This is a genomic window from Marinibium conchae (assembly GCF_015595035.1).
Lineage (GTDB): Bacteria > Pseudomonadota > Gammaproteobacteria > Enterobacterales > Alteromonadaceae > Glaciecola.
Map to the genome: position 1 here is coordinate 33024 of NZ_JADNRN010000002.1, position 21128 is coordinate 54151.

Below are 21128 nucleotides of genomic sequence, written 5' to 3' on the forward strand. Positions count from 1 at the left end.
TTAGTTTTCTACACTTTTGAGTAATTGACGCATGGCAATCAATACGTCGTTTTGGCCATCTTGCAGAATGCTTGAAATAGCAAAACCTTGGGTGAAGCAAGTAAGCTGTAAGGCGACCGATTCAATGTTAATGTCGGCTCGGATCTCCTTGTGTTTCTGCGCTCGCTCTAAACAACTAATGAAGCATAGTTGCAACGAGTCGTAATAATGGCGAGCAATACTTTGTATCTCAATATCGACTCGCCCTAATTCACTGATACTATTAACAAGCAAGCAACCTTGCGACAAAATGAGTTGATGATAGGCCCTAAAGTAGTTCTCTATTGCAAGTGTGCCAGGCTCTGACCTGTTGAGTAAGCTTTCTTGGCACTTCGATAAATGGGAGCTGATATAAGTGTTTAGTACGGCATAAAGGAAAGCTTTCTTGCTACCAAATTCGATGTAAAAAGCTCTGCGGTTGAATTGGGTACGAGCGATTATTTCGTCCATCGACGCGTTGGCAAAACCATGCTCAGTAAATATTTCTATTGCGAACATTTTGACGTCGCTGAGGTCATATTGTGCTTTTTTGGGCATCGCCGTGTTCCTCGCCGACCTATACAATTCAGTGCTTTAGGTATAACAGGCTTTTGACTTTTTTCCAAATTTTTAGCTGAGTTTACAGCTTCACTTCCAAGCGAAATGTTACACAATATTTCAAAAGGCAAAGCGCAGCCGCAATTAATTGCTAGTTATGTTATAAAATGCCGGAAAAAAACTCACACACTATAAGAGACAAGCTATGAATCGTTCTATTAACGCTCTACTAAAAACGACATTAGTAGCAGCAACCAGCATTTTGGTTTTTGGCTGCGCGAGCACCAGCAACAACGCAAGCCTGAATGCGACAACCCAACCCAATATTGAAAACATCAAGGCACACATGCACTTCCTAGCAGACGACTTGTTAGAAGGTCGTGAAACAGGCTCGAGAGGTCATGAAATTGCGTCACTTTACATTGCTGGCGAATTTGCTAAATATGGCCTCAAGCCTGGTGGTGACGATGGCACATATATTCAACGCATCAACTTTAGAAAAGGCTTGTTAGTTCAAGAATCTCCTACGTTTAGCGTTGAATCCGATAGCGGTGAATCTTTTGAGTTCTCATACCCCGATGACTTTTTAAGTGGGCCTAATTTAGTTGCCGAAGAAGCGACGATAACGGCCCCTATCGTGTTTGTCGGCTATGGTATTTCCGCACCTGAACTCGATCATGATGATTATGCTGGTATCGATGTAGAAGGTAAGATTGTATTAGCACTCTCAGGTAAGCCAAAATCCTTCCCTTCTGAACTAGGTTCGCACCTTGCATCAGGTGCAAATAAGTCTAAATATGCGGCCGAGCGCGGCGCTGTTGGTTACGTGACCATACCAAGTCCTCAGCGTGAAGCAGCTCGCCCATATAAAAATATGATGAATTACATATTCTCACCACGCATGCGCTGGGTTCAAGATGACGGTAACCCTTCTAGTGTTGAGCCTGGTTTAGTTGGTAGTGCCTATTTAAGTCCGCCTGCTATTGAAAAGTTATTTGCGCTTGGGTCAACCCCTATCTCAGAAGTGCATGCTCAGTTAGAGAATGATGAAGTACCAAGTGCTTTTGATATTCCAGCGACGATTACCTTAAGTCGTGAAACTACTCACGAAAACCTTTCTAGTCCGAATGTTGTTGGGATTTTAGAAGGCAGCGACCCAGTACTTAAAAATGAGTATGTTGTTTACACAGCGCATTCTGACCACATTGGCATTTCTAAAAGTGTCGAGAAAGATAAGATCAATAATGGCGCGATGGACAATGCCTCAGGTACGTCGGTGTTAATGGAAACAGCAAGAATGTTTGCTTCCCTACCTACGCCGCCAAAGCGTTCTATTATTTTCTTGGCAGTGACGGGTGAAGAAAAAGGCCTGTTGGGCGCTGATTATTTTGCTCGAAACCCGACCGTACCCCAAGAGAATCTGATCGCGAACGTTAACCTTGATATGCCAATTTTAACCTTCGAGTTTGCTGATGTTATCGCTTTCGGCGCCGACCACTCATCAATGAAAGCGTCGGTAGAAGCGGCAACTAAAAATGTAGGTATTACCTTGAGCGATGATCCTTGGCCAGAGCTAAATTTGTTTACCCGTTCTGATCATTACAGCTTCGTTAAGCAAGGTATCCCAGCAGTATTTTTAGTGCCTGGTATCCAATCTAAAGATCCAGAAATTGATGGTAGCAAAGTGTTGCAGAACTTTTTGGGAACCAACTATCACCGCCCAGGCGATGATATGACTCAGCCCTTCAAGTGGAACGCAGCAACGACATTTACTGAAGTAAATTTCCAAATCGGCCTCACTTTAGCAAATCAAGCGGAGCGCCCAACATGGAATGAAGGTGACTTCTTCGGCGACACATTCTCTAAGAAATAAGCCAAATACTGGCGCGATGGTTCATTCATCGCGCTAGCTCCAGCCACGTCCCGACCTAGCACTATCTCAACGACATTGTTAAATGTTAGAAATATAGGATAGACTTTAGCCTTTCCCTACTGGTTATTGGCGTGACTCTTTCTATATGGCAGCAATCTACTTCGACATTTTGCATCTTTATTATCTTCCGCAGTTTCTGCCCGTAGCGCGAAAATTGAGAGCGGCAAAGTGTGACCTGTTATTCGTTGTCCATAACGAGCCCCAAACTGCATCCGTTACCCATAAAGCACTTAACGATGAAGGCTTTTCTTTTCAAGTTGTCGAAAATGCAGACCAAGCGAAAGCGCTCTATTTAGATAAAAAACCCAATTGGGTGATATTTGGCAATGCGCCTTGCTCAAGTTATACCGAGCTTCAATCCGAAGGTCTTAAACTAGCTTATATGCAACATGGAATAGGACCAAAAGCGTGCTACTACGTTACCAGTGAGTTCCCTTTTGATGTTCGTTTTGTTGAGGGCCCTAAGCGCTTACAACGTCTTAGCGAGATGTTTCCTAACCGCCGTTTTGAAGATGTTGGCTATGCGAAGCTCGATCCCTTGTTTTGCGAGGGGGATTCTGAGCTTGTGAGTTTAGCCAATGCGGTTGATCTAGCGTCACTTGGCTTAGACCCTAAAAAGTCGACCATCCTATATGCGCCGACTTTTTTCCCATCGAGCATTGAGTGCTTTAGCGACGACTGGCCAAGTGAAATGTCGGCCTATAACATCATTATAAAACCTCACTTTTTTAGCTACACCAAAAAGAAGTATCATAAACAGCGCGATAAATTGGATGCGTGGGCAACACATTCAAACGTTTATATGGGCCCTATCGACTGTTATTCCTTGTTACCTTTTATGGGTCTTGCCGATATCATGCTTTCGGAAGCTTCTTCAACAGTGTTTGAGTTTGCTGCCTTAGATAAGCCAGTAGTTTGGTGTGATTTCTACAAAGTACGCTGGACCTACCGAGGTATATTCAAATCGCGACTAACGAAACGCATGGATCCTGACATGAGCATCTTCCATGACATTTGTGAACGCGCGACAGACCCAAAACAAGTCGCGCAGCTAGTAGCACAAAGTCTTGCTAGTCCGAGCATCAAATCTGCTCAACGTAAAGCAGTCACACTTGATATGGCCGGCAAGACCGACGGCAAATGTAGCAGCAGAATCAGAGACTATTTGTTAGTTAACTTGGGGTAGCTGAGCCTTGCTTTCACGTTGCTCATCTTGGCAAATAAAAGGCCCTGCAAGCGACTTCCCAATGTCATATTTACCTTTCAAACTAGGATATTGCCTGAACAGCGCTTTCATCGTGCTATCCATGTTATCGCGTAAGGTGATTTTGTAGGGGTAAGAGCTAAAGACGACATAATTATCATAATCACCAGTGTGGAAATAGATGTCGCCCACATAAGTTATTTTCCCAGCTTCAACATTAAACTCCCCAACGCAGCTGATATCGGGCTCAATCAATTCGATTCCTTGCATGTAAACCGCTTTGTCGAATGAGTGCTCGCCTGCTGGCATTGTGATGGGCGCTAAAGTGCTTGCACCTTCGCCTCGAAAACCATGGGGATCGAGTATTTTGTTCTTATTATAGGTAACAAAGGTAACTTTAGGCACTTCACCAGATAAATGAACACGGGCAAGCGCTATACCCTCGTCACTGCTTAAGGCTTTTGCAGGATCGAAGCTAGAAACACATCCACTACTAAATAAAACAAAAAGCATAACTATGAGCAAATTAATGCGCTTAGATTTAGGTAGGTTTACTAAGATGAACATAACGATAACTCCCTAGTGTGTGATGAGCTTTCCTATTTATCCGAAAAAGTCTTAGCTACTTATTTTTATTATAGTTCAATTATGAGTACTATAGTAACGACTGGGTGATATGGTCATCAAAGCATAAAGGCTGCGGTCAAATATAGAGATTCAAGTCTGATTTTTAGTTACTTTGGAAGATGAATCGTAATCTTTAGGGTCTTGTTTGCTATGCCGCCAGTGTTGACATTTAATGTTCCTCCTAGGCTAGTTATTACCAGCTTTACGATGTTTAGGCCTAAGCCCGCGTTAATAGTCTCGCTATTCGCGGAATTAGCTATTTTAAAAGGGCTTAAAGCATAAGGAATCTGCGTTTCGTCAATGTTATCGTTGGAATCGTGATAAATAAATTCGTGATGGCTAACGCCAGAATGGTAGCTAATCGTAATCGTTTTTTCCTTTCCTGACTTCCCGTTATTATGTTCAGCCTCATTTTTGTGAGTAAGAGAGTTAGCGATAAGCTCCGTAAAACATACCTGTATAAGGTGTTCATCGCTCAAAACTACAGGCAGAGGTGAAGGGGTAGTGACTAATTTTGAATGTACAGATGAATCAAATTTATCAAAACAAGACTGAACAATTGAATTAACATTGCAGTTAGTCATTCTGCTTTCATAAGCTAACAATTTTGCATACTCAGAAAGCCTTTTGAGCTTTTGTGTTGCCATCTGATTCTCACGCTGAATCAGTAGTAGCCAATTATTTGCACGTTTATCTAAGTGGTCGCCATATTCCTCACCTAACATTTTGATGAGTGTTGATGCTGCACCAACTGAGCCGCGTAAGTCATGTGATAATGCCCTAAAAAAGACTATAAGTTCGTTTTTTTCCATAATTTTTAAAAGCATATACCCCAGTAATTAACGTTCACAGACTACAAGGCTTCCTTTTGACTCACTTTATCAATGATAAGATTGTTAATATGTTGATCTATCTGATGACGTCTCACGGCGAACCGAACACTTCGTGTTAATAGTGCTGGCGAAAGATCGTCTTTTTCTATTAAATCTAAGGCTCCATGTGAAAATAATAGTGGCGTTAGTTCATCTGTGGCATCTCCAGTAATCACAATTACTGGAATATCGATATTCTTATCAGCGAGCTTATCAATAAAATCTAGAGCGGTTTCGCCTTCTAGGAAGTAATCAGAAATACATACATCTATACTTTGATTGTGAATATGCTCAAAAGCTTCATCAATACTAGTGCTTTTAAACACAGTGCAAGCATATCCTGTAACCTTGGAAATTTGATGTTCTAGTAGCTCAAGGTAACTGGCGCTATCATCAAGTATTAATATATTTACCTGTTTTTTGAATGGTCCAGTGTCAAGCATTTCCAATGCATTATTTACGCTAGATCTCAGTTGTTTGTAAGCTACTACCATTCCCATTTCCATATAACGCACTTGCGAGATATCTGTAAAGGTAATAGCTACGCCCTTGGTCATTGATATATCACTGTAATTGTAAGAATTTACAGTGATTCGAAGAACCTGTTTATTATCAAGAGTAAGCTCTCGTTCTAGCATCTTGCCACTTCTTGCAACAACACTCACATCAGATAGTAAATCATTATATTGTATGTTGTTAGAAATGTGATGGATTGGCCTGTTAACATCATTTTCTTGCAGGTTAATGTAGGTCTTAACTGCATCGGTGTAGCGTCTTACATTCAAGTTTTCGTCAAGGAAAATAATACCGATGTTAGATAATAATAGTACTTCATCTAAATCACCATTTGCCTGAGAAATTTGAAGTATCTTCTCTTGAAACTCAGAGTTTACTGTATGCAACTCTTCATTCACAGACTGAAGCTCTTCGTTAGTGCTTTGAAGCTCCTCATTAGCAGACATCAACTCTTCGTTAGCTGATTGAAGCTCTTCGTTAGTGGTTTCTAATTCCTCTATTGTGACTTGGAGATGTTCTTTATTGAATTTAAGTTCAAGTTCAAGATCCTCAATACGCTGATTAGCTAGTTGGTTTACATCAAATCGTTCTGCTTGAACTGAACTAACTGGTGCAAAGCTGACTTGTTCAAATATTAACCAAAAGAAGCCGGGGGCCGACGCCAAATCATGCTCTTTTATGTACTTTACTCGCAGGTTAAAGGTAATTTCACCTTCTCGCGAGTTAGTGACTATGTCTGAATAGTAGACTTCTTCGTTTTTGTGACGTGCCCTTTGTAATGCTGATGACAAGGCAATGCAGATGTCGTCATTCACTAAATCAGTAATTGCAGTGCTAATTCTTCCAGGTGGCAAGCGGCGAGTGTAATTCCCTAAATCGCCATACACATGGATAGCTTGAAGTTCGTCATTTAGTATTATGCAGGGGCAAACGAATTGAGTAATTAGGGCTTCGTTAATGAAGTTCAATCCGTTATCAGAATGACTACCTCCCCGATAACTTTTCATTAAGTCTGTGATAGTAGGAATATTTGTATTTACTTTTGATACTGTTTTATTTATTTTCGAGCTTGTAACAATTGGTAGCTTAACGTCATCGACTTTTTGATAAATCTTACTTCTTTCTTCGACAACTTTGAAATGAGAGTCGAGTTCGCCGAGATTTTCTGATGAACCTAGAAACAGGTAGCCGCGAGCTTTGAGCGCAAAATAGAGTGAAGATAAGACTCTCTTTTGTGCTTCGTTCTGAAAGTAGATTAAGACGTTTCTACACGTAACTAAATCGATGTTTGAGAAAGGAGGATCTGTAATCACGTTGTGAGTTGCAAAAACGACTTTATTGCGAATACTTTGATTAACTTGGTAGCCTCCGCCAACTGCATCGGAGAAGTAGGTTTTAAGAATATAGGGCGCTACATCATTTTCAATTTCTGCAGTGTAAACACCTGCGCTAGCCTCATTGATTGCTGCAGGGTTTACGTCAGTGGCAAACACTTTAACCTCGCGTATTAACGCTTGCTTTCTTAGCTCTTCTTCAACCATTATAGCAATTGAGTATGCTTCTTCGCCCGATGAGCATGCCGCTACCCAAATCCGAATTAAGGAATTCTGCTGCGAATGTTTCACAATATTAGGGATAGCGATATTCCGAATATTTTCAAACGCCTTATCATCTCTAAAGAAGCGTGTAACGCCAATCAGTAGTTCTTTACTTAGCGCCTGAACTTCATAAATATCTTTAAAAAGTAACGTTAGGTAATCACGCAGAGATGCGATCTGTTTTATTGTCATCCTTCTTTCAATTCTTCGAGCAATTGTACCTACTTTATACTTTGAAAAATCGATATCGCTTTTTATTTTAAGTAAGTTGAAAATTTCATTCATGACTTCTTTTGACGAAACAATATCTTTTTGTACACTTTCAGTTTGCCCATTTACGAGAGGATGGTTGATGTACTGCGCAAGCTTTTCACCAATATCTTCTGGGCGTAAAATCAAGTCGACTATACCGGTGTTTATTGCGCTATTTGGCATGCCATCGAACTTTGCACTTTCAGGCTCTTGGGCAACCACAAGAGCACCAACTTCTTTTAAAGCTTTGATTCCCCGGCTCCCATCAGAACCAGTTCCGGAAAGAATAACGCCAATGGCAAGGTGTTGTTGGTCTTCTGCAAGTGAGCGAAAGAAGATATCTATTGGGAGGTTTAAACCACTATCAGCAATTTTTTCCGTTAATTGTAATTCGCCCTTGGCGACGATCATGCTTTTTTTAGGAGGCAGAAGATAAATTGTATTTGCTTTGGTTTTTACCCCATCTGTCACGTTCTCAATATGCATGGAAGTATGTTTACTAAGTAGCTCTAACATCATACTTTTGAAGTTAGGTGATAAATGCTGAACTATGACAAAGCATGCGCCCGTATCAACAGGAAGATTTTGCAATACGATCTGTAAAGCTTCCAAGCCCCCCGCAGAGGTGCCTATTCCAATATAATGACTAGGAGTATCCATTTTGTCTTGGTCGTCTTTTGACCCACTACTCATACTTTGCTACCCTCAGGAACTGGTTTATGAACTCTTGAAAAATATACTTTAGTCTAATTTTTACTGTTAAATCAGGCTTTTGAAGCTAGTCTATCATCTTTTGAAACTAGATTTTAATCAACCCGATTGACCAAAAATAACTGTATTTTTTAAATCTGGAATGATGAAGATATGGAAAACGAAGCACGTCGTGAATTATCTCAAGCAAATTCGATTACCGATGATACGAAAAAGTTTGAAAGAAGGGCTTATCAAGCTACCCGCGATGCTATCGAAAATATTCAAGAATCGTTATTTGACCCAGATGCATCTGACACCATTTTCGCACGTTTGATAAAGCATTTGGTATTGATATCAGATTGTAAGTACGGTGTTTGTTATTTGTCAGGTGAAAATGCAGAGTTCCCGATCCTTACCGGTGCGGATTTGCTTCCCTTGTACCATGATTCAAAGAAAGACTTTATAAACAAAAAAGTATTATCTGCTTGGGTAGGACAAAAGAGTGTTCTTACAAGCCCTGTTTACTACAACAGCCCTATCCCTAAAGCGACTAAAACGCTCTTAATTGATCCTGACAATATATCGTCCCTAATGTTATTACCAATTTTAGTGCATAAAGAACTGAGAGCCATCTGCATCCTCGGTGATAAGGATAAACAATTTTCGTCAACGATATTATCCAAAATACGACCAGTATTAGACGCAGTTGTATGCACCTTGCAAAGTGCTGAAACAGTGAGAGGCAATTTTTCTGGCTTAAATCAAGACCTTGCTCACAATCGCTATTTGAGCAGTTTGATATCATCGTCGCCAATAGGCGTTTTAGTCATTGACTCTAATTCCACAATTGTTCTTAGTAACCCTGCTGCTCAAGATATCTTTGACCCAGACGCAATAAAAATGGATCACTCTAGCCAACTGAGTTTAGCGGGTACTAACATTCATAAGTTTTTCCCTTGCTATGAGGCTTTTTTCCAATGGTCGAATCAGCACGATAAAACTAACTTAGAAGATGATACACATGGCCCTCGTATATGGGAGTATCAGACAGCCCATAAAATGGACGGGACCACCTGCACCGTTAATTTAACACTATTCCGATACAATCAAGGCTTGCAGCGTTATACAACGATGCAAATTCAAGATATTACGCTTTTTCAGGCTAAGTCGGATGAATACAAAAGTACGTCACAACAATTAAATGCATTAACCCAATTGGCTCCGGTAGGAATTATTCGCGTTTCAGTAGATTGGAACTGCATATTTTCAAACGAAAAGTGGTGTGAGTTTACTGGGCTTTCACATGAAGAAAGTACAGGCCGAGAGTGGATAAATGCGATTCATCCCAGCGATGTTAGCGAGCTCCTTATGTCTATAAGGAATGCACTTCAGCTAGGCCACGATTTTAATCAAGAGGTCCGTTTAGTATCACCGTTGGGTGCTACTCGCTGGGTTGATTTTAGTATGCGAGTATTGTTTGACGAAGATGGCGAAATAGAAGGTTTCCTCGGAACCTGTAATGACGTTACTGAGCGCTATGTTAATCAAGAAAAACTAAAACATATAGCAGACTTTGATAGTTTAACAGGTTTGGCTACACGATTACTTTTCCAAGATCGACTGCAACGCGCTTTCTATGATTCTGAAAGAGACAACTCTATTGTATCAATCTTTTTCCTAGACCTTGATGGCTTCAAGGACGTAAATGATACATTAGGGCATGATGTAGGCGACATATTACTTCAAAAAGTAGCGGATCGCCTTATGAATACTCTTCGTAAAAATGATACTGTTGCCCGGTTTGGCGGTGACGAATTTGTTGTAATGTTGGGTCATGATGAGCAGATTGCAGAAGTAGTTGTAGTTGCAAATAAAGTTATAGAAGCCGTTGCTAAGCCTTATGTTATTGGTGAACAAGAAATATACATCACCACAAGCCTGGGAATTGCACAAGGAACAATGCCGGATACGACACCTGAAACCTTGCTGAAGAATGCCGATTTCGCACTCTACAGTGCGAAAAAAGAGGGTAAAAATAAGTTTCAACTTTTTAATGAAGTTCTGGAAGCAAACTCTAAGTCGCGAATTAATTTGATGAATGATATGCGCAGTGGTCTAAAAAGAGACCGTTTTGTTCTGCATTACCAACCGATTTGCGACGTTGTAACTGGTAAGGTTTCGGGTTTTGAGGCTCTGTTACGATTCAAGGATAAAGAAGATAACCTAGTTAGCCCTTTACAGTTTATACCACTACTGGAAGAAAGTAATTTGATTGCTGAGGTTGGCGCTTGGGCTGTTAATGAGGTTTGCTATCAATTAGCTCAGTGGAAGTCGTTCGGCGTATTTCCTATTGATGGGTACATATCATTTAATGTTTCAGCAAAGCAACTCAATAATGACTCACTGGTCGACACTATTAAGCAAGCTTGCGACAAATATGAGGTTGAACCTAGCTCTTTGGTAATGGAGCTAACTGAATCGGTTATTATTAATAAGCAAAACCGCGTTAGAACGATATTGGAAAACATACAGGCTATGGGCGTGAGGCTTGCCCTAGATGACTTTGGTACTGGCTACTCATCGCTTAGCTACTTACAACATTTTTCGTTCAATATCATCAAAATTGACAAAAGTTTCGTAGATGATCTCTCCGAACAAGGGAATGATGTAAAAATAGTAAAAGCAATAATTGCTCTTGCTTCTTCATTGGAACTTAAAGTGATTGCAGAGGGAGTTGAAACTAAGCTAGGTCGAGACAAGATAAGGGAATTGGGTTCCCACTACATCCAAGGCTTCTATATCAGCCGGCCACTGCTTGCTACCAAAGTAATAGACTATTTAGCTCAAGACTAGAAGTGTAATAATACGCAAGTAGTTGACAATTTGTATCTTGCATTTGCGCTCAAACTGAGGAATTTTGGAGGCATCGACAATGTGGCCGGACTAGCTAAAAATGTCAAGCCATCCTCCGTTAATCCTCTATTTCAAACAAAAACTAATTAGCAAAAAATTGTGTTTTTACTGCTGACCAGTATTCACCAAACTGTTGGGTTGGTGTACGTTGGAATTTACTTCGCACAAATTGATTTATTTTGCCATCTACAAAGCAAATCATCATATTCGCTAAGATACCTTCGTCTACCTCCAAGGCCTTGCCTTCTCGCAGTTTACGTTCGCGCAATATTTGCTTAATTTGAGTTTCTAAACGCTCGAAGAGTTTCGCTATGCGCTCGCGGAGTCGCTCTTGTTCGCCTAACAATGCGTCGCCGTTGAGTATACGAGTGATTCCTGGGTTTTTCTCAGCGAAACCAAGAATGAGATGCATGATTAACTGACATCTTACCGCAGCCTCTTTTTCTTCTTCCATGATTTTATTAATACGCGAGAATAAGGTTTCTTCAATAAATTCAATTAGGCCTTCAAACATTCGGGCTTTGCTAGGGAAGTGACGATAGAGTGCGGCTTCAGAAACACCTACTTCTGCAGCCAGCTTCGCGGTAGTGATGCGTTGGCCATGATTGTGCTCTAACATTCCTGCTAGGGCTTGCAGGATCTGTGCGCGCCTGTTGGGTCTTTTTGTTGCGGGCATGATGGTACCTATTAGCTTTTTTATTATTGTTGGGTTGCTGTGTATTCACTGTGCAACAGAGTTAGCAGCTGTTGCGCGAGCACTTTCTTACTAGCTGGCGCAAGTTCTGTTTTACTATTCTTTGTAATCACCGTTAAGGCATTTCGATCAGAATTAAAACCTAACTCACTTGATGATACATCATTGGCCGCAATCATATCCAAATTTTTACGGCTTAACTTTGATCTTGCGTAAGCTTCAACGTCGTTTGTTTCGGCAGCAAAGCCCAAGGTAAATGGCTTGTTTTTAAGTGCTGCGACGGTTTTGAGAATATCAGGGTTTTGTTCGAAGGATAGCGTCAGAGTTTCATCTTTTTTCTTTACTTTGTGTGTGGGCACTTCTGCTAACCTAAAATCTGCAACAGCCGCACAAGCAATAAAAATATCTTGTGTGGCAATATCACTCATTACCGCTTCAAGCATATTTTGCGCGCTAATGACTTGCTTGCACCTAATATTAGCGCCCGCAGAAATGTTGACTGGCCCAGATACTAAGGTAACCGTTGCTCCCATTTCCTCGGCAGCTTCTGCAATTGCATAACCCATCTTTCCTGAGCTGTGATTGGTGATATAACGAACAGGATCAAGAGCCTCACGAGTTGGCCCAGCAGTGATCATAATATTTTTACCCGCGAATAGTTGTAAGTCTTTAGCTGCATGAGATATATGCTCACCTAACGCGCTAACTATTTCTTCAGGCTCAACCATGCGACCATAACCTACGTCACCGCAAGCTTGTTCACCGCTTGCAGGGCCAATGAAGTTCACGCCTCGTTGATTCAGTATATTGATATTATCGCTTGTTGCGGGGGCTGCCCACATTTGTTGGTTCATGGCTGGGGCAATTACTATTGGTGCTGGTGTTGCTAGGGCGAGCGTGGTGAGTAGGTCATCTGCAAGGCCATGGCTTAGTTTTGCCATTACATTTGCCGTTGCCGGAGCGATTAAAAATATATCCGCCCAACGCGCTAGCTCTATATGCCCCATGGCTGCTTCAGCGTCTTCATCGAGTAGACTGTTACTTATTTTGTTACCTGAAACGGCTTGTAAAGCTAATGGGGAGACAAACTCTTTGGCGGAATCGGTCATCACAACCCTGACTTTTGCGCCCGCAGCGACCAGTTTTCTTACTAAATCTGGCGTTTTATAAGCTGCAATACCGCCGCTGATACCTAATAAAACGTTCTTTTGTTCAAGTTGCATATTTTGCCAATAAGAGTACAAGTATAGCTTGCGCTCGTTCTTCAAAGGATTTGGATAACGACTATTGTGGCAAAGAAAACCAAGGAAGGGAAATATGAAAATCACAAATTGGCCGCAACATGAGCGGCCACGCGAGAAATTACTACAATTTGGTGCTGAAACACTCTCCGATGCTGAGCTCTTGGGTATCGTTATCGGTAACGGCATTAAAGGCAAAAACGCCGTTGAGCTAGGTCGCGATGCCTTGGCGAAGCACGGCTCGGTACGAGCTATTATAAGCGCAAACAAAAAACAGCTAGGTAGCACTCCCGGTTTTGGTTTGGCTAAATTTGCGACCTTGAACGCATGTTTTGAACTCTCAAAGCGTTCACTCGCCGAGGCAATTCAAAAACCACACAGCTTTACTCACGCTGATTCTGCCTCTAGCTACTTACTCGCCCGATTGCGCGACAAGCCTCATGAAGTGTTTTCGATGTTGTTGCTCGACAGCCAGCATCAGTTAATTGCCTTTCGTGATATGTTTACAGGCACAATCAATTCAGCAGCAGTTTATCCAAGAGAGCTTGTGAAGCAGGCTTTAGAAGACAACGCTGCAGCTGTTATTTTAGCCCATAATCATCCAAGCGGTGTGGCGGAACCCAGCCAAGCAGACATACAAATAACTAACAGAATACAGCGGGCCATGGAACTGATAGATGTGAGAGTGCTAGATCATTTTGTCGTTGGGGATAGCTCTGTGGTGTCTTTTGCGCAGCGAGGGCTATTGTAAATTAGACCTGATTCAAGCTTGGCCTTTGGTTTAATTTAGCCTAAGTTTGAATAAGAGTTAGGCGTGAGACTCGTAAGCTCACGCCCATTCTATATTGAGCATGCTATCGGCAGTTCTAGGCTTTTTTTACTCGCTCAATTTGTTTATTTACATCGCTTAGATTTCCAGTTTTCATCCAAATACTTGCGCCCTTGTTACTTGCAACAGCATTAAGCACCATGCCAGTCGGTAGCCTAAGCCAGCTATGTTTGCGCATTGTTTGCTCTAGGGCGAGCAATTCACCATCCAGCACAAGCAATTCTATGCCGCCTGGGTCATCAACCCTGATTGGCGTATTGGGTTTTACTTGCAGGAGTTTGACGTTCTCAAATTCATCAGCATGTAAGAGGGCTTCACTAACTAAATTGGTAGCATCAATAGCGCCAAGCTCAGCCTCTTGATTCACTAGATATGGGGCAGGACGGTATGTAAGCTCGCTAATTTTCTTTCGAACATGAGTGCGATCATCAAGTTGAAACTGCCATAACTTTACAAAAATGACGCAGCCCTCATCGGATCCCGGTGTATGTTTCGACTGTGGTGGGTTGCGAATATAGGAACCGGCCGGAAAATCACCATGCTCATCTTGAAAAACGCCACTAAGCACTATGAATTCTTCGCCACCTGTGTGGACGTGAGCTGAAAAATGACTCCCCGCTGCATATCGAACAATAGAGGTTGCACGTGCGACTTCAGCGCCGACACGGTCCAGTGGGCGGCGGTCGACACCTGCCATAGGTGACTCAACCCAATCGAGTTCGTCGCTGTGAACTAATACGGCTTCATCAAAGTTGGCTCTAATTTCCACGGGGGCTCTCCGGTTATCTGCATAATAGACTGTATGATTCAAAGTAAGTGCGCTTACAAAGACTGAAACAAATTACGGATTTTATCTACTTCATTCGTAAAAACTGCGTTGTCGTAAATGTGCGCCTATGTATCCACAGTCCAAACTACGTTATCATTCGCTAAACTGAAACTAAGAGCAAACAGCAATCAATGAAAAAATGGAAAATTTTTGTCATTAATTTGGCTGAGTCGACGGAAAGACTCGATGCTTTTGCGCGCCAATTCGCGTCACTAGATCAAGAATTCGAGAAGGTAGAAGCCGTGCCGGGAGGCGGGCTCTCGGAAGATGAAGCTGGGCAATATTATCATTTTGAGCAGTCAGACTATTACAAAGAGCTTAATTTAGGTGAAATTGGCTGTTACTTAAGTCATTTCAAGGTCTGGCAAATGATTATTGAGCAAGAACTCGATTACGCCATTGTGCTAGAAGACGACGTCTTACTGAATGAACACTTTCTGCCTACCTTAGACAAATTACAAACCTTAGATATGCCTTGGGATATTATAAAACTGGCTGAGTTTCCCATTAAACGTAAGGTTGTACGTGAAATTAGTCATGATGATGCTTCCTTGGTTGTCTATAATAAAGTGCCGAAAGGAACTTATGCTCAAGTGATAAGTGCCAGTGGTGCTAAAAAATTATTTTCTGAAAAAGGGCAGAAGCAAGCATATTGCATTCAGCGCCCTATCGACATTGATATCCAGTACTGGTGGGAAAAGGACTTAGAAGTGTATGGTTTAAAGCCGTATTCGGTTGAGATCGATAATAGTCACCCAAGTGAAATTGATGAAAAAGCACTCAGGCAGAGAGCCAAAAAGAGTTTTTGGCGACAAGTGCATAGTCGTTTTTATTTCCTATTCAAAAATAAAAAAGAATTGAAAAAGCGGCTTCAAAAACTCGATAGCAAATAGAATTAGTACGATTTCTGGTAAAATCAGCAAAAATAGCGCTTGGACTCGATAACTATCTGAATACTATGCATTATCTTTGGTGTCGGTTGTATTGTGTGAATTTAAGTGCTTAATAAAACAACAGCGAACATGGTCTAAAGTAAAAAAGATCGCCCTAAAAACAAGTTTTAGTTGAATTGAGTTGCTGTTTCCTGTATAAAATGCGCCCTCATTATTAAAGACGTTTAACAGCAATATTTGTTTGCTTGGGTTAGACGGCAAACAGTTTTTCTGGAGACAATAAGATGTCAAAAGTTTGTATAGTTACAGGTAAGCGTCCTGCAGTGGGTAACAACCGCTCACACGCTAGAAACGCGACTCGTCGTCGCTTTTTGCCAAATCTTCAAACTCACCGTTTTTGGGTTGAGAGTGAAAACCGTTTCGTGAAATTACGCCTTACTACTAAAGGTATGCGTATTATCGATAAAAAAGGCATTGATACAGTGTTAGCTGATATCCGTGCTCGTGGCGAAAAAGTTTAAGGAATCCCCATGAGAGATAAAATCAAGTTAGTTTCATCTGCTGGTACGGGTTTCTACTACACCACAGACAAAAATAAGCGTAACATGCCGGGCAAAATGGAGATCAAAAAGTACGATCCAAAAGTTCGCAAACACGTTATGTTCAAGGAAGCAAAGATCAAGTAATAAGCTTGCAATTTGTCTCCACGAAAACCCAGCTTATGCTGGGTTTTTTGTTTTTGGCTTTATCTGCTAATATCTTCATCATCAATTTTATTCCTTTGGCAACAGATGAAACGCTATCGCTTTGTTTTGCTTGTACAGCAGAATTACACCTTTGAAATATTGCGCCCTATGCAGAAAATAATGCGTGAGCGTGGCGATGAAATATTATGGTTAGCACTTGGTAAAGCGGTTAATACTTCGTTATTTCACGAAGACGAAAACATGACAACCTCTATTGCCGACGCTGTGAAATTCAATCCTCATGCCGTGTTTGTAACTGGTAACGTAGTGCCCGATTTTATTCCAGGTTTGAAAGTACAGCTTTTCCATGGTTTCGAATGGAAGAAGAAAGGCCATTTTAGAATACGAGGCTCTTTTGATTTGTACTGCACCCAAGGTCCTTTTTTCACCACTCGTTTTGAGGAGTTTGCTCAGCAGCACGGTTACTTTGATGTTGTGGAAACGGGCTGGCCAAAAATGGATAATGTTTTTCCTGTGGGCGCTAGCAGCGCAGAACGAAGCAAAAAGCAAATTTTGTATGTGCCTACTTTCTCACCGCGACTAACAAGTGTTTACGATTTACTCCCTGAATTAGACAAGTTGGCGGCCCAAAATCGACACGATATTATTGTTAAGTTTCATCCAAAAATGGCAAATGACGCAATTCAGCTCTACCAATCAATGGTTAGCAAACACCCTAATATGCACATAGTTGATAGTAGCGATGTTATGACCCTAATTCGTGACTGTGATTTAGTACTTTCAGACACCTCTTCGGTGATCGCCGAGTCGTTGCTGTTGCACAAACCGGTTGTGACTTATAAGAACTCGCTACCTGATGAATATTTGTGTAACTTTGAAGATGCGGAAAAGCTAGTTGAAGTTATCGATTCAGTTTTTGCTAACTCCGATGTACAAGCTGATAATTTTGCTCTCTTCGCTCAACAGTATCACCCTTTTAACGATGGTAGATCGTCTCAGCGCATCATTGATGAAGCCATCAAACGAATTGAATACGGCTTGGATGCAAAAGGCAAAAAGCCTGCGAATTTTTTGCGCAATCTGAAACTTCGCAAGCAAGAAAATTATTGGCCCTGGACACGCAACAACTCACTTCACCTTGGTAAATAAATGCGTAGGGTTAACTAATGGCTAGACTGTCTCAAAAAGCGTGGAATAACGTGATTATTTTTTCAATGCTCACCATGATTATTGCGCTGAATATTGGTAACTTCCAAAACAGCGCCGAAGATCTTCCTTTTCCTATTGTTGAAGAGGGTGGTTTGATACTTAGCCTTGAAATTGACCAAGTTGTTATCGAACGCGCTGGCACGTCTTGGCGCATAAACCCAGACTCGGTAAATAATCTGCAGTCATCATTACCACAAGCAGGCGAGCTAACTTCATTGGTCGATTATTGGCAGCGCGCTTTGCTCAAAAGGCAAACAAGGATTGAAGTAGCGCAATTAGCGCAGCCCGACCACATTGTTGTTATATGGCTTGCCGGTGAACGCAATGGGCTTGTTGTGCCGATTAAGCGTATAGATGGGCAAGCATATGTTTTATTAAATGATGAGGCCCTTTTGTTAGATTTTCCTACTTTAGCGCAACTCACTCAATGGTAGCCCCTGTTAATGCCTGAATTACCTGAAGTTGAAGTAACGAAGCTTGGTGTCGCGCCTTTTTTAGAAGGGAACACCATAAGTAAAATATTGGTGCATCAACCGCAATTGCGCTGGCTAGTGCCCGATGATATACAACTAAGTTGTGGGCAAATAGTACGCTCAGTTACTCGGCGTGCGAAATATTTGTTTGTGAATACCGACCCAGGCTCCATGGTCTTGCACCTTGGCATGTCGGGGAAGATGCGAGTGGTCGATATTGGCTTGCCGAGAAAAAAGCACGACCATCTTGAAATTGAATTAAATACGGGTAAAAAGTTGGTGTTGAACGATGCTCGTCGTTTCGGCTCGTGTTTATGGCAAGCTCCTGACCAAGCACCACTAAAAGTACTGTCGTCTCTTGGGCCTGAACCTTTAACGGATGATTTCGACGCCAAACATTTATTCGATATGTCGCGTGGCAAACTTTGCCCAGTCAAAAGCTTTATTATGGATAATTCAGTCGTGGTTGGCGTGGGCAATATCTATGCAAATGAGTCCTTATTCAAATCGGGAATCGACCCGCGCAGGGCTGCCGGTAAAGTTAGCTTGAAACGCTATAGGCTGCTTACACAAAATATAAAGCAAGTCCTTGCGAGAGCGATAGAGCAGGGCGGCACAACTCTTAAAGACTTCGCTCAAGCCGATGGGAATCCGGGCTACTTTGCGCAGCAGCTATTGGTTTACGGGCGCGCCGGTGAAGAATGTGACACCTGTAAAACACCTATTCGTTCAAAAGCGATTGGCCAACGGAACACTTTTTTCTGTATCAAGTGTCAGAAATAGGCGACGGAAAAACCCCGACGCCCTATGCTTCAGGGCTTATTTGCTGTGCAGGCGTGTGTTGAGCGCTTCAACGACAATAGGCGGGCAAAAACCACTCACGTCACCATTATGAAGGGCTACTTCCTTGACCAAGGTCGATGAAATGAAGGAGTTTTCCTCAGAAGGGGTGAGAAATACACTTTCTAAATCACGGTTCAGTCGGCGATTCATATTGGCAAGTTGAAATTCGAACTCAAAATCAGACACCGCTCGTAAGCCTCGAATTAGGATATTTGCATCTTCAGCTTTTGCTAAATCGGCGAGCAAGCCTGTGAAACCTTTCACTTCAACATTCGGTAAATGCTTGGTGACTTCCGTTACCAGTTTCACTCTTTCTTCAAGGCTGAAGAGGGGATTCTTATTCGGATTATAAGCAACCGCAACCATCACATGTGAGAACATTTTTGATGCTCTTCCAATGAGATCCGCATGACCGTTAGTAATCGGGTCGAAAGTACCAGGGTAAATAGCTTTAATCTGTGTCATGCATTCGTGGCCTGCTGGTTGTTTTCAAGGAAATGAACAGTAACTGAATATTGCCAATGATTGCAACGAAAAGAACAGTAATTGTGTCTAACTTGGGGTGAATAAGGTATTATTACAGCTCATTCTCGAGCAATTGACTATGTTTTGCGCGCATCGGAAGTGTTGCAACGGTCAAGTCTCAGCTCTGTTAAATAATAGAAGGATCTCAGGTGTTTTTTGCATCCATGAAAAAAACTAACTTAATGCTCAAATCGTCAGCACTTTTGCTTGCTGTTCTTTATGTTTTTTACGCATCGAAGGCACTTGCGTCACCATGGGTGGGCACAGTAGACAAGCAGCTTCATTACGACCTGCAAACTTTACAGGAATGGGGTTATTTAGATGCAACAGTGATCACGTATCCGGTGCCATGGCGAGGTGTTGCTGATCTTATACTGCAGCTCGATCTCAGTGATATGGCCGATACCCCAAAGCAAGCTGCTCAGCGCTTGTCACACTATTTGTATCTACAAAAGCAGCAGAAAAGAAGAACTTTTCTCGAATTACAGGCTTCGAGCGATCAGAATCGCTTTACTTCGTTCGACGGGCCTGAAGATGTAAAAGCTTCCGGGAAGATAAGCAATGAGTTCTATTGGGGGCGTGTTAGTGCCCAGTTATCAGTAAATTATCATGAAGGCGGCAACAAAAATCTGGATAATAGTTTTTTAGCGTATCAATTTGGTGATTGGAATTTACGCGCTGGCGCTATTGATCAATGGTGGGGACCAGGTCAATCAAGCAGCTTGATTTTATCGAACAATGCTCGGCCTATTCCCACACTTGCATTTTCTCGCTCAAGCGCAGTGGCTTCAAAAAGCCCATGGCTGTCATGGCTCGGACCTTGGTACCTGACTAGTCAAATTGGGCGATTGGAAGACAATCGAGAGGTTCCCGACACCAATCTATTGCTGAATCGCTTTACGTTCAGCCCAATCAAACGTCTTGAAATTGGTGCCTCATGGGCTGTGATGTGGGGTGGTCAAGGCAATCCCAGCGGTTTCGATACTCTAATAGATGTTATTACCTTTCAAGAGGTATGTTTGGGGCGTGAATCGTGCACTAAAGATGAGCTCAGCAAAGCTGGAAATCATTTAGCAGGCTACGATATCAAATATAGCTTCGATATTTTTGAACGCCCCGTTTCGATTTATGCTCAGCGTATTGGTGAGGATTCCAAAAGTGGTATTCGCATTACAGACAACGCTAATTTGTTCGGTGTTTCTACCTATTTTGGCTCCACAAAAGTTTACTTAGAAACAAGCGACACTAACATATCTTGTAGTGGCGATAACGACACTAGCGTGAACTGTTTTTATGAAAATGGAACTTATACAAGCGGTTACAGATATTACGATCGCGTAATTGGTAGTACTTTTGATAGTGACGCGAAACAGATAACGCTTGGCAGCAATTGGCGCTTTGAACGCGGCGCAATCGCTGAAATAATTTTACGTGTTGCCGAACTTAACGCCGACGGTACACGCCCATCACCAGTGTTAACTGGTGGAAACATAGAAGATGTCATTCAGCTTAGTGGCTTTTATCAACGCCCCTTTGGCGCTTGGTTACTCAAAGTGGGTGGTAGTATAGAGTCACGCGACTTGGTGGAAGGGCAGGATGAACGGAATCAGGTTGATGGCGTTATATATTTTAATGCCACTTACGCCTTTGACTAGGTGCTTTTTTAGATTCCTGCTTTCGCAGGAATGACTGGGTGTTGCA

19 protein-coding genes are annotated in these 21128 nt (G+C 42.0%); 11 read left to right on the top strand and 8 right to left on the bottom strand.

Annotated elements, in window-relative coordinates; genetic code table 11:
* Entirely contained in the window at nucleotides 1–576 is a 576-nt protein-coding gene (locus ISG33_RS08070) for a TetR/AcrR family transcriptional regulator (protein ID WP_195733109.1), read from the bottom strand.
* A 205-nt stretch (nucleotides 577–781) separates the two neighbouring features.
* Here ISG33_RS08070 and ISG33_RS08075 point away from each other — a divergent pair, with 205 nt between their 5' ends.
* Together ISG33_RS08075 and ISG33_RS08080 are read left to right on the top strand one after the other, a co-directional pair.
* Nucleotides 782–2449, top strand: coding sequence for a M28 family metallopeptidase (locus ISG33_RS08075; protein ID WP_195733110.1), 1668 nt, complete (start codon nucleotides 782–784; stop codon nucleotides 2447–2449).
* A 145-nt stretch (nucleotides 2450–2594) separates the two neighbouring features.
* A complete protein-coding gene (locus tag ISG33_RS08080) occupies nucleotides 2595–3695 on the top strand; it encodes a CDP-glycerol glycerophosphotransferase family protein (protein ID WP_195733111.1) in 1101 nt (366 codons plus the stop codon).
* Here the strand turns inward: ISG33_RS08080 and ISG33_RS08085 are convergent.
* From ISG33_RS08085 to ISG33_RS08095, 3 genes are all read right to left on the bottom strand, one after another.
* Complete coding sequence (locus ISG33_RS08085; RefSeq protein ID WP_195733112.1) at nucleotides 3678–4280, bottom strand: hypothetical protein; 603 nt, start codon at nucleotides 4278–4280, stop codon at nucleotides 3678–3680. The genes ISG33_RS08080 and ISG33_RS08085 overlap by 18 nt on opposite strands.
* Nucleotides 4281–4447: 167 nt before the next feature.
* Complete coding sequence (locus tag ISG33_RS08090; protein ID WP_195733113.1) at nucleotides 4448–5167, bottom strand: sensor histidine kinase; 720 nt, start codon at nucleotides 5165–5167, stop codon at nucleotides 4448–4450.
* Nucleotides 5168–5193: 26 nt separating this feature from the next.
* Nucleotides 5194–8271, bottom strand: coding sequence for a CheR family methyltransferase (locus tag ISG33_RS08095; protein WP_195733114.1), 3078 nt, complete (start codon nucleotides 8269–8271; stop codon nucleotides 5194–5196).
* Between the two features lie 171 nt (nucleotides 8272–8442).
* On the opposite strand from ISG33_RS08095, the gene ISG33_RS08100 reads away from it, so the two are divergent.
* Nucleotides 8443–11124: a sensor domain-containing protein gene (locus ISG33_RS08100; protein WP_195733115.1), complete on the top strand. Its 2682-nt coding sequence runs from the start codon at nucleotides 8443–8445 to the stop codon at nucleotides 11122–11124.
* 142 nt (nucleotides 11125–11266) lie between these two features.
* Here ISG33_RS08100 and slmA read toward each other — a convergent pair whose 3' ends face one another.
* Entirely contained in the window at nucleotides 11267–11860 is a 594-nt protein-coding gene (slmA, locus tag ISG33_RS08105) for a nucleoid occlusion factor SlmA (protein ID WP_195733116.1), read from the bottom strand.
* Between the two features lie 23 nt (nucleotides 11861–11883).
* Nucleotides 11884–13101 carry a bifunctional phosphopantothenoylcysteine decarboxylase/phosphopantothenate--cysteine ligase CoaBC gene (coaBC, locus tag ISG33_RS08110; RefSeq protein ID WP_195733117.1) on the bottom strand — a complete coding sequence of 406 codons (1218 nt, stop codon included), beginning with the start codon at nucleotides 13099–13101 and terminating at the stop codon, nucleotides 11884–11886.
* Between the two features lie 94 nt (nucleotides 13102–13195).
* Here coaBC and radC point away from each other — a divergent pair, with 94 nt between their 5' ends.
* A complete protein-coding gene (gene radC, locus ISG33_RS08115; protein WP_195733118.1) occupies nucleotides 13196–13870 on the top strand; it encodes a RadC family protein in 675 nt (224 codons plus the stop codon).
* Nucleotides 13871–13985: 115 nt separating this feature from the next.
* Here the strand turns inward: radC and ISG33_RS08120 are convergent, their stop codons facing one another.
* Nucleotides 13986–14717, bottom strand: coding sequence for a cupin domain-containing protein (locus ISG33_RS08120; RefSeq protein WP_195733119.1), 732 nt, complete (start codon nucleotides 14715–14717; stop codon nucleotides 13986–13988).
* A 191-nt stretch (nucleotides 14718–14908) separates the two neighbouring features.
* On the opposite strand from ISG33_RS08120, the gene ISG33_RS08125 reads away from it, so the two are divergent.
* From ISG33_RS08125 to mutM, 6 genes are all read left to right on the top strand, one after another.
* A complete protein-coding gene (locus ISG33_RS08125; protein WP_195733120.1) occupies nucleotides 14909–15670 on the top strand; it encodes a glycosyltransferase family 25 protein in 762 nt (253 codons plus the stop codon).
* A gap of 284 nt (nucleotides 15671–15954) precedes the next feature.
* Complete coding sequence (gene rpmB, locus ISG33_RS08130) at nucleotides 15955–16191, top strand: 50S ribosomal protein L28 (RefSeq protein WP_195733121.1); 237 nt, start codon at nucleotides 15955–15957, stop codon at nucleotides 16189–16191.
* Between the two features lie 9 nt (nucleotides 16192–16200).
* Nucleotides 16201–16356 (top strand): 50S ribosomal protein L33, encoded by a 156-nt coding sequence (gene rpmG, locus ISG33_RS08135; RefSeq protein WP_136252789.1) that lies wholly within the window; start codon nucleotides 16201–16203, stop codon nucleotides 16354–16356.
* Between the two features lie 105 nt (nucleotides 16357–16461).
* A complete protein-coding gene (locus tag ISG33_RS08140; protein ID WP_195733122.1) occupies nucleotides 16462–17526 on the top strand; it encodes a CDP-glycerol glycerophosphotransferase family protein in 1065 nt (354 codons plus the stop codon).
* Nucleotides 17527–17543: 17 nt separating this feature from the next.
* Nucleotides 17544–18020, top strand: a complete 477-nt coding sequence (locus ISG33_RS08145) for a hypothetical protein (RefSeq protein WP_195733123.1) — start codon at nucleotides 17544–17546, stop codon at nucleotides 18018–18020.
* A gap of 9 nt (nucleotides 18021–18029) precedes the next feature.
* Nucleotides 18030–18842 (top strand): bifunctional DNA-formamidopyrimidine glycosylase/DNA-(apurinic or apyrimidinic site) lyase, encoded by an 813-nt coding sequence (gene mutM, locus ISG33_RS08150; protein WP_195733124.1) that lies wholly within the window; start codon nucleotides 18030–18032, stop codon nucleotides 18840–18842.
* Between the two features lie 36 nt (nucleotides 18843–18878).
* Here mutM and coaD read toward each other — a convergent pair whose 3' ends face one another.
* Entirely contained in the window at nucleotides 18879–19367 is a 489-nt protein-coding gene (gene coaD / locus ISG33_RS08155; protein WP_195733125.1) for a pantetheine-phosphate adenylyltransferase, read from the bottom strand.
* 224 nt (nucleotides 19368–19591) lie between these two features.
* Here coaD and ISG33_RS08160 point away from each other — a divergent pair, with 224 nt between their 5' ends.
* Nucleotides 19592–21082: a capsule assembly Wzi family protein gene (locus ISG33_RS08160; RefSeq protein ID WP_229333504.1), complete on the top strand. Its 1491-nt coding sequence runs from the start codon at nucleotides 19592–19594 to the stop codon at nucleotides 21080–21082.
* Nucleotides 21083–21128: the final 46 nt, after the last annotated feature.

Bases quoted from the DNA above. Each gene is read 5' to 3' on its own strand.
- ISG33_RS08125 (WP_195733120.1), top strand. From the start codon at position 14,909: ATGAAAAAATGGAAAATTTTTGTCATTAATTTGGCTGAGTCGACGGAA.
- coaBC (WP_195733117.1), bottom strand. From the start codon at position 13,101: ATGCAACTTGAACAAAAGAACGTTTTATTAGGTATCAGCGGCGGTATT.
- ISG33_RS08080 (WP_195733111.1), top strand. From the start codon at position 2,595: ATGGCAGCAATCTACTTCGACATTTTGCATCTTTATTATCTTCCGCAG.
- rpmG (WP_136252789.1), top strand. From the start codon at position 16,201: ATGAGAGATAAAATCAAGTTAGTTTCATCTGCTGGTACGGGTTTCTAC.
- rpmB (WP_195733121.1), top strand. From the start codon at position 15,955: ATGTCAAAAGTTTGTATAGTTACAGGTAAGCGTCCTGCAGTGGGTAAC.
- radC (WP_195733118.1), top strand. From the start codon at position 13,196: ATGAAAATCACAAATTGGCCGCAACATGAGCGGCCACGCGAGAAATTA.
- ISG33_RS08090 (WP_195733113.1), bottom strand. From the start codon at position 5,167: ATGCTTTTAAAAATTATGGAAAAAAACGAACTTATAGTCTTTTTTAGG.
- ISG33_RS08145 (WP_195733123.1), top strand. From the start codon at position 17,544: ATGGCTAGACTGTCTCAAAAAGCGTGGAATAACGTGATTATTTTTTCA.
- ISG33_RS08095 (WP_195733114.1), bottom strand. From the start codon at position 8,271: ATGAGTAGTGGGTCAAAAGACGACCAAGACAAAATGGATACTCCTAGT.
- mutM (WP_195733124.1), top strand. From the start codon at position 18,030: ATGCCTGAATTACCTGAAGTTGAAGTAACGAAGCTTGGTGTCGCGCCT.
- slmA (WP_195733116.1), bottom strand. From the start codon at position 11,860: ATGCCCGCAACAAAAAGACCCAACAGGCGCGCACAGATCCTGCAAGCC.
- ISG33_RS08085 (WP_195733112.1), bottom strand. From the start codon at position 4,280: ATGTTCATCTTAGTAAACCTACCTAAATCTAAGCGCATTAATTTGCTC.
- coaD (WP_195733125.1), bottom strand. From the start codon at position 19,367: ATGACACAGATTAAAGCTATTTACCCTGGTACTTTCGACCCGATTACT.
- ISG33_RS08160 (WP_229333504.1), top strand. From the start codon at position 19,592: ATGAAAAAAACTAACTTAATGCTCAAATCGTCAGCACTTTTGCTTGCT.
- ISG33_RS08140 (WP_195733122.1), top strand. From the start codon at position 16,462: ATGAAACGCTATCGCTTTGTTTTGCTTGTACAGCAGAATTACACCTTT.
- ISG33_RS08075 (WP_195733110.1), top strand. From the start codon at position 782: ATGAATCGTTCTATTAACGCTCTACTAAAAACGACATTAGTAGCAGCA.
- ISG33_RS08100 (WP_195733115.1), top strand. From the start codon at position 8,443: ATGGAAAACGAAGCACGTCGTGAATTATCTCAAGCAAATTCGATTACC.
- ISG33_RS08070 (WP_195733109.1), bottom strand. From the start codon at position 576: ATGCCCAAAAAAGCACAATATGACCTCAGCGACGTCAAAATGTTCGCA.